Below are 5,390 nucleotides of genomic sequence, written 5' to 3'. Positions count from 1 at the left end.
TCAGTCCTCCTTGCCGAGGATTCAGCCAGTGGCTGCAACGTGCCTGCCACCCCCGGCGCCGTCGGCGTGGTTCATGGCGCCGCGCGAGCCCAACTTGACCCAGCGCATGCTCAACGAATTCTCGCCATCACCGGTGACGGCGATCAAGGACTGATCGCGCTGCGGGCGTGCCAGGCTTATGTCAGGACGATCGCGCCTGATTCCGCTCCATCAGCAACCGCTGGTTCTCCCTAAACAGGTGGTCACGCTGTTCAACCACGGCCATCAGGCCATTTATGCGACGGCCCATTTCTGAGGTTTCTTGATTGAGCCTGCCAGCGTCAGCAAGAGCCTTTTTAAGCGCGGTCTCGGCAATGGCTTTACCGGTGGCAAGCTCGTCGTTCATTTGCACCAGGCCCCGGACGTTATCCCGGGCCTTGCGCAGTTGCAGATGAAGCGCGGCGATCTCGTCTTCGAGCAACGCCGCGTGATGTTTGTACATTTCCAGGGGCGATGGGAGGTCAAGCCACTCGCAGGTTTCTTCGTCGATGTGCATGGTGGGTAAATCCAAATACTGTATGCACATACAGTAATCGAGGTTTGATGGTCGCGCGATTTGAGGCGACGAGCTGTAGCGGATTTTGGTTTGGTGTTCGGTCGGCAGAACGCCGGAGGAGGGGATATATCTCGTACCACTTTTTGTACCAATGACCGTGTAAAGCATGTCAAAACCGGGTACGCCAAAGTAAGCAAGTGCCCGGATTCATTGACTATTGTTACTTTGCCTTACCCCTTTAGAATCGCGGTGTAATTCTGTTCCAGGGACATGAAACTACCTGTGGGATTTTCGCAAAGCGCAAGGGTACGGTGGCCGACCCATCGCTGCAAGCCTGACGATGGCACGGGTTACTCGTCGCGCCCTTCCAGCATGGTGCGCTTGAGCATCACATACACCGCGCCGGCGCCACCGTGGCGGGGCTGGCAGGAGGTAAAGCCGAGTACTTGGGCATGCTGGCGCAGCCAGGTGTTGACGTGGCTCTTGATCATCGGCCGCTTGCCGTCCAGGCGCACGGCCTTGCCGTGGGTGACGCGCACGCAGCGGATCTCGAACCGGGTGGCTTCGGCTAGGAAGGCCCAGAGGGTTTCCCGGGCTTTTTCCACGCTCATGCCGTGCAGGTCGAGGCTGCCTTCGAAGGGGATCTGGCCGGTCTTGAGCTTGCGTATCTGGCTTTCCTGCACGCCGTCGCGGGCCCACATCAGCTCGTCTTCGGGGCCGACGTCAATCACGAACTGGTCCGACAGACCGTCCACGGTGGTGGCGTCAGTGCGTACAGTCGCGGCCTGGCGCAGCTTGGCGATCTGCGCTCGGTCACTCTTGGGTTTGCCGGTGTCGGCGCGGTCGTGCTTGATCGGCTTGACGCCGCGCAGCTCGTTTTTGAACAGGGAAAAATCGTCGTCTTGCATGTCAGCCTCCGCGAGGGGCGGGCAGTTTACCTAAATCGCGGCGGCCGGGGCGCAGGAAACGCTATCCAAGCGCCATCAGTCGTGCTTTTTCATCAGGTGCGAGGCGATATTCAGCGACAACGGCTGGCGCATCCGTCGCCGGCTGCGGCGCCATAACCACACGCCGAACCACAGCACCAGCAGGCCGCCCACCAACAGCATCGCCGAGCCACCGGGGCTGGCATTCAGTTCGCCCAGCGCCGGGGAATGCCCCGACAAGCCCGCGCCACCGGCGACCGCCAGCAGCACACCTATGATCGCCAGCAGCGCGGCAATGCCGGCTACCAGGCGCAGACGCCAGTTGCTCGGGCCCTTGGGGCGCAAGCGACGAGCATCAAAACCATCGGATATCTTCATTCCGACCTTTCCTCCAGGGTATCGGCCCTTCGACCGGAAGATACACAGGTTGTTCCGGCGCCAGAGGTAATTGCAGCAAATGACAGGCATTTGCAGATGAGCGGGGCCTCGAATCGGCCGCACCGCTCATTTCGGGGCAATCAGATCAGGTCTTTGGTCAAGGCGAGGGTGGCGAAGTTGTCGGCCATGATGGCCATTTCGGTTTGTTGCACATGCTCGGCACTCAGGACACCGCCCTTGTAAGGCAGGTCGCGGGTGGCGCAGGCGTCTTCCACCAGGGTGCAGCGAAAGCCCAGGTTCTTGGCGGCGCGCACGGTGGTGCTGACGCTGGAGTGGCTCATGAAGCCGCAGACGATCAGGTCCAGGGAACCGAGGTCCTGCAGGTGTTTTTCCAGGCCTGTGCCGTGGAACGCGCTGGGCAGCAGTTTACCGATGATGGTTTCGTTACCCATTGGCTCCAGCCCGGGAATGAATTCGCCGCGCTCGCCTTGTGGGTCAAACAGGCCGCCGACGGTGCCCAGGTGGCGCACATGCACGATCGGGCGACCGGCGTTGCGCGCCGCAGCGACCAGTTGCTTGATATTGCCCACCGCCGCATCCATGCCCGCGAGGGCGAGTGGACCGCTGAGGTATTCCTTCTGGGCGTCGATGATCACGAGGGTCGCATGGCTGAGATTGGCCGCTGCATAACCTCGACCGCTGATTTGAAACATCGTCTTTGGAACGGACATTCTGGGGGCTCCTGTGAGGGGGGCTTTTGCGCCATTGTCCACTGGCTGAGCGGTTCTGTGAATCGCTTCCATCGTAAGCTACGCCGTTGCTGGCGTGCAGCCGTGTCAAGCGGTGCGGTTGTTTGACGCAATGATGGCAAATTGGATGAAATCCGACATACGGCTGAGGCTTTTCGCACGTCGTCGCTACAGACGAAGGCTGTTAGAATCGCCAGTCGTTTTTTCCAGGAGTCTGCCCCCGTGATCACTTCCCGCCTGCGCACCTTGCGCGACCATATCCGTTGGGCTGTCAGCCGTTTCCATGGGGAAGAGCTGTTTTTCGGGCACGGTACCGACAACGCCTGGGACGACGCCCGGCAATTGGTGCTCGGCGCCTTGCATCTGCCCTGGGAAATTGCCGACAGCTACCTGGATTGCAACCTGGAAGAAGAGGAAGTTTCCCACTTGCAACGGCTGCTGCACCGTCGCATTCATGAGCGGGTGCCGACAGCCTACTTGATTGGCGAAGCCTGGTTCTGCGGCATGTCGTTTATCGTCGACGAGCGCGTGCTGATCCCGCGTTCACCGATCAGCGAACTCATCGAAAACCGCTTCGAACCCTGGCTGGCCCAGCCGCCGGCACGCATTCTCGACCTGTGTACCGGCTCCGGTTGCATCGGCATCGCCTGTGCCTACGAGTTCCAGGACGCCGAAGTGGTGTTGGGTGACGTGTCGTTCGAAGCGTTGGAAGTGGCCAATCAGAACATCGAGCGCCATGGCGTCGACGAGCGTGTGTATACCGTACAGGGCGACGGTTTTGACGGGCTGCCGGGCCAGCGCTTCGACTTGATCGTGTCGAACCCGCCATATGTGGACGCCGAAGACTTCGCCGACATGCCGGACGAGTACCAGCACGAACCGGAACTGGGCCTGGCCTGCGGCGACGATGGCTTGAACCTGGTCCGGCGGATGCTCGCCGAAGCGGCGGACCACCTGACCGAGAAGGGCTTGTTGATCGTCGAAGTGGGTAACAGCCAGGTGCATGTCGAGGCGCTGTACCCGGAAGTCGACTTCGCCTGGCTGGAGTTCCAGCGCGGCGGGCACGGTGTGTTCATGCTCACGGCCGAGCAGTGCCGCAACCATCAGGCGGTATTCGCCGCCCGGGTTTAATCGACCGCTCTGACGTGTGGGAGGGGGCTTGCCCCCGATGAGGGCGTGTCAGTCACTGAATGCATTGACTGATGCACCGCTATCGGGAGCAAGCCCGCTCCCACATCACCGATGGGTGGCAATCCAGATCAACAACCCCGCCTGAAACACGGTAAACGCCACCAGACAGGTGATGGTGAAGCGTAGCCCGCTGTCCTCACGCTTGAACTTGGTGACCTTTTCCTCTTCCTTGCGCAGCTTCACTTCCTGCTCCGTCAGGTTCTGCTCGGCCTGTTGCAGCATTTGCGCGGCTTCGAGGATTTCCACGAACTGCACTTTCTCGGTGTTCCAGCTATCGAGCACGTCGCTGACCTTGCCGGGCTGCACGTTGCCCTTCAGATGCTGCACGTCGGCGTAGGCCACATCAAAGCCCTGGATACGCAGGAAGTGATCGCGGCGCAGGCGTGTGGCTTCGTTGAGGGCGTCCTTGTTGGCCAGGTCCACCCCGTCGACGCGGTAGTGCGACCACTTCTTCTTCGCCCACGCGGCGCCCTGGGCCACCAGGAAACGGCCGATGCCACGGTTGGCCGGTTCGATTTCCAGGCTGTTGCCCGGGCCGAAATGCACACGGTGTTTAGCGTGATCGACCCAGATATCCAGGTGATTCTGCTCGCGGCGCACCCGTTGGCCCGGCAACTGGATGACCATGCGCAATAGGCTGTGATGGTGGTCGTGGCGTTCGACATAGCCAAATTGCACAAACCGCAAGGGGCGTACCCCGGTGGAGCGGTCGGTGGGCAGGGGCGCCAGGCGCAGCATTTTGAAATGTTCGGCCTGTACGTCCGCCCATGGCAGGGGCGCCGCGTCGACGACCTCGGTGTGTTCCGCCGGGGTGTCGGCGGTAGGTTCTGGTGTTGCTTCGGTGTTAGTCATGCGGCGCGATCCTGTCCTAGCCCAGCCAGTCGACAGGCTTTTTGCTGTCGACTTTCGGCTTATCGGCCGTTTTTCCCAGTACTGGAGGCAATTAGTCGGTTAACGGGGCTGAAGTCCGTCGATAAAGCCAACCAGGCAGGTTTCCAGCTCGGCGGCGAGGGGCAATCGCGGGTCGTTGTAGGACGCCAACTGTTGCTTCACCTCCTTGGGCACGATACGCATCACATGGTTCATGCCTTCGATCACCGTCAGCTCGGCATCGGGCTTGGCGTTCTTCAATTGCCGCGCATCGCCCACACCCACCTGGATATCGTTGGTGCCCTGGATGATCAGCGCGGGCATGTGCAGTCTGGCAAAGGCGGCCGACGGGTCGGCGCGAAACAGGCTGATCAGATACGGTTGCACACTGGGTCGGAAAATCCCTTCAAGCGGGCCAGGCACATCGGTATCCACTTGGCCGGCCTTGAGGTGATCGAGGATTTCATTGCTGCGCAACTGCAGGGCCGGGGGCAGGTGACCGGCCAGTTGCTGGCGGATCACCTGGTCGACCGGGCGGGCGCTGCCCGACAGGGAAATCACCCCGGCCGGGTCGAGTTGCGGTGCCGCCAGGGCTGCCACCAGCGCGCCTTCGCTATGGCCCAGGACGATCAGCGGGCCCATGCGCTTGTCGGCCTTGAGCAGTTTGCCCCAGGCCACGGCGTCGGCGACGTAGGCGTCGAGGGTCAGGTCGCGTTCATCGGGCGTGGGGGGCCGGGGGGG

General features: G+C 61.6%; 7 protein-coding genes and 1 pseudogene. 2 read left to right on the top strand and 6 right to left on the bottom strand.

Features of this window, described 5'->3' with window-relative positions; genetic code table 11:
- A pseudogene (locus AC07W0_RS26745) lies at nucleotides 1-234 on the top strand (hypothetical protein); the annotation flags it as partial.
- Here the strand turns inward: AC07W0_RS26745 and AC07W0_RS26740 are convergent.
- From AC07W0_RS26740 to AC07W0_RS26725, 4 genes are all read right to left on the bottom strand, one after another.
- Nucleotides 182-535, bottom strand: coding sequence for a hypothetical protein (locus AC07W0_RS26740; RefSeq protein ID WP_102619010.1), 354 nt, complete (start codon nucleotides 533-535; stop codon nucleotides 182-184). The pseudogene AC07W0_RS26745 and the gene AC07W0_RS26740 overlap by 53 nt on opposite strands.
- A 350-nt stretch (nucleotides 536-885) precedes the next feature.
- Nucleotides 886-1,443, bottom strand: a complete 558-nt coding sequence (locus AC07W0_RS26735) for a Smr/MutS family protein (protein ID WP_017845840.1) — start codon at nucleotides 1,441-1,443, stop codon at nucleotides 886-888.
- A 75-nt stretch (nucleotides 1,444-1,518) separates the two neighbouring features.
- Nucleotides 1,519-1,839 carry a hypothetical protein gene (locus tag AC07W0_RS26730; protein ID WP_046382569.1) on the bottom strand — a complete coding sequence of 107 codons (321 nt, stop codon included), beginning with the start codon at nucleotides 1,837-1,839 and terminating at the stop codon, nucleotides 1,519-1,521.
- Nucleotides 1,840-1,979: 140 nt separating this feature from the next.
- Nucleotides 1,980-2,570: a cysteine hydrolase family protein gene (locus tag AC07W0_RS26725; RefSeq protein WP_026139885.1), complete on the bottom strand. Its 591-nt coding sequence runs from the start codon at nucleotides 2,568-2,570 to the stop codon at nucleotides 1,980-1,982.
- A 240-nt stretch (nucleotides 2,571-2,810) separates the two neighbouring features.
- Between AC07W0_RS26725 and prmB the strand changes: the two genes are divergently transcribed.
- Nucleotides 2,811-3,719 carry a 50S ribosomal protein L3 N(5)-glutamine methyltransferase gene (gene prmB / locus AC07W0_RS26720; protein WP_017845843.1) on the top strand — a complete coding sequence of 303 codons (909 nt, stop codon included), beginning with the start codon at nucleotides 2,811-2,813 and terminating at the stop codon, nucleotides 3,717-3,719.
- A 105-nt stretch (nucleotides 3,720-3,824) separates the two neighbouring features.
- On the opposite strand, the gene AC07W0_RS26715 is transcribed toward prmB, so the two are convergent.
- Nucleotides 3,825-4,631, bottom strand: coding sequence for a hypothetical protein (locus AC07W0_RS26715; protein WP_017845844.1), 807 nt, complete (start codon nucleotides 4,629-4,631; stop codon nucleotides 3,825-3,827).
- Nucleotides 4,632-4,730: 99 nt separating this feature from the next.
- Nucleotides 4,731-5,390 (bottom strand): alpha/beta hydrolase (locus tag AC07W0_RS26710; protein WP_102619011.1); only part of this gene is annotated, 660 nt, incomplete at its 5' end.

This window comes from Pseudomonas sp. GW704-F2, assembly GCF_059423025.1.
This window is presented reverse-complemented; position numbering and strand designations above follow the sequence as displayed.

Coding starts and splice junctions, on each gene's coding strand:
- AC07W0_RS26735 (WP_017845840.1), bottom strand. CDS start 1,443: ATGCAAGACGACGATTTTTCCCTGTTCAAAAACGAGCTGCGCGGCGTC.
- AC07W0_RS26730 (WP_046382569.1), bottom strand. CDS start 1,839: ATGAAGATATCCGATGGTTTTGATGCTCGTCGCTTGCGCCCCAAGGGC.
- AC07W0_RS26740 (WP_102619010.1), bottom strand. CDS start 535: ATGCACATCGACGAAGAAACCTGCGAGTGGCTTGACCTCCCATCGCCC.
- AC07W0_RS26715 (WP_017845844.1), bottom strand. CDS start 4,631: ATGACTAACACCGAAGCAACACCAGAACCTACCGCCGACACCCCGGCG.
- AC07W0_RS26725 (WP_026139885.1), bottom strand. CDS start 2,570: ATGTCCGTTCCAAAGACGATGTTTCAAATCAGCGGTCGAGGTTATGCA.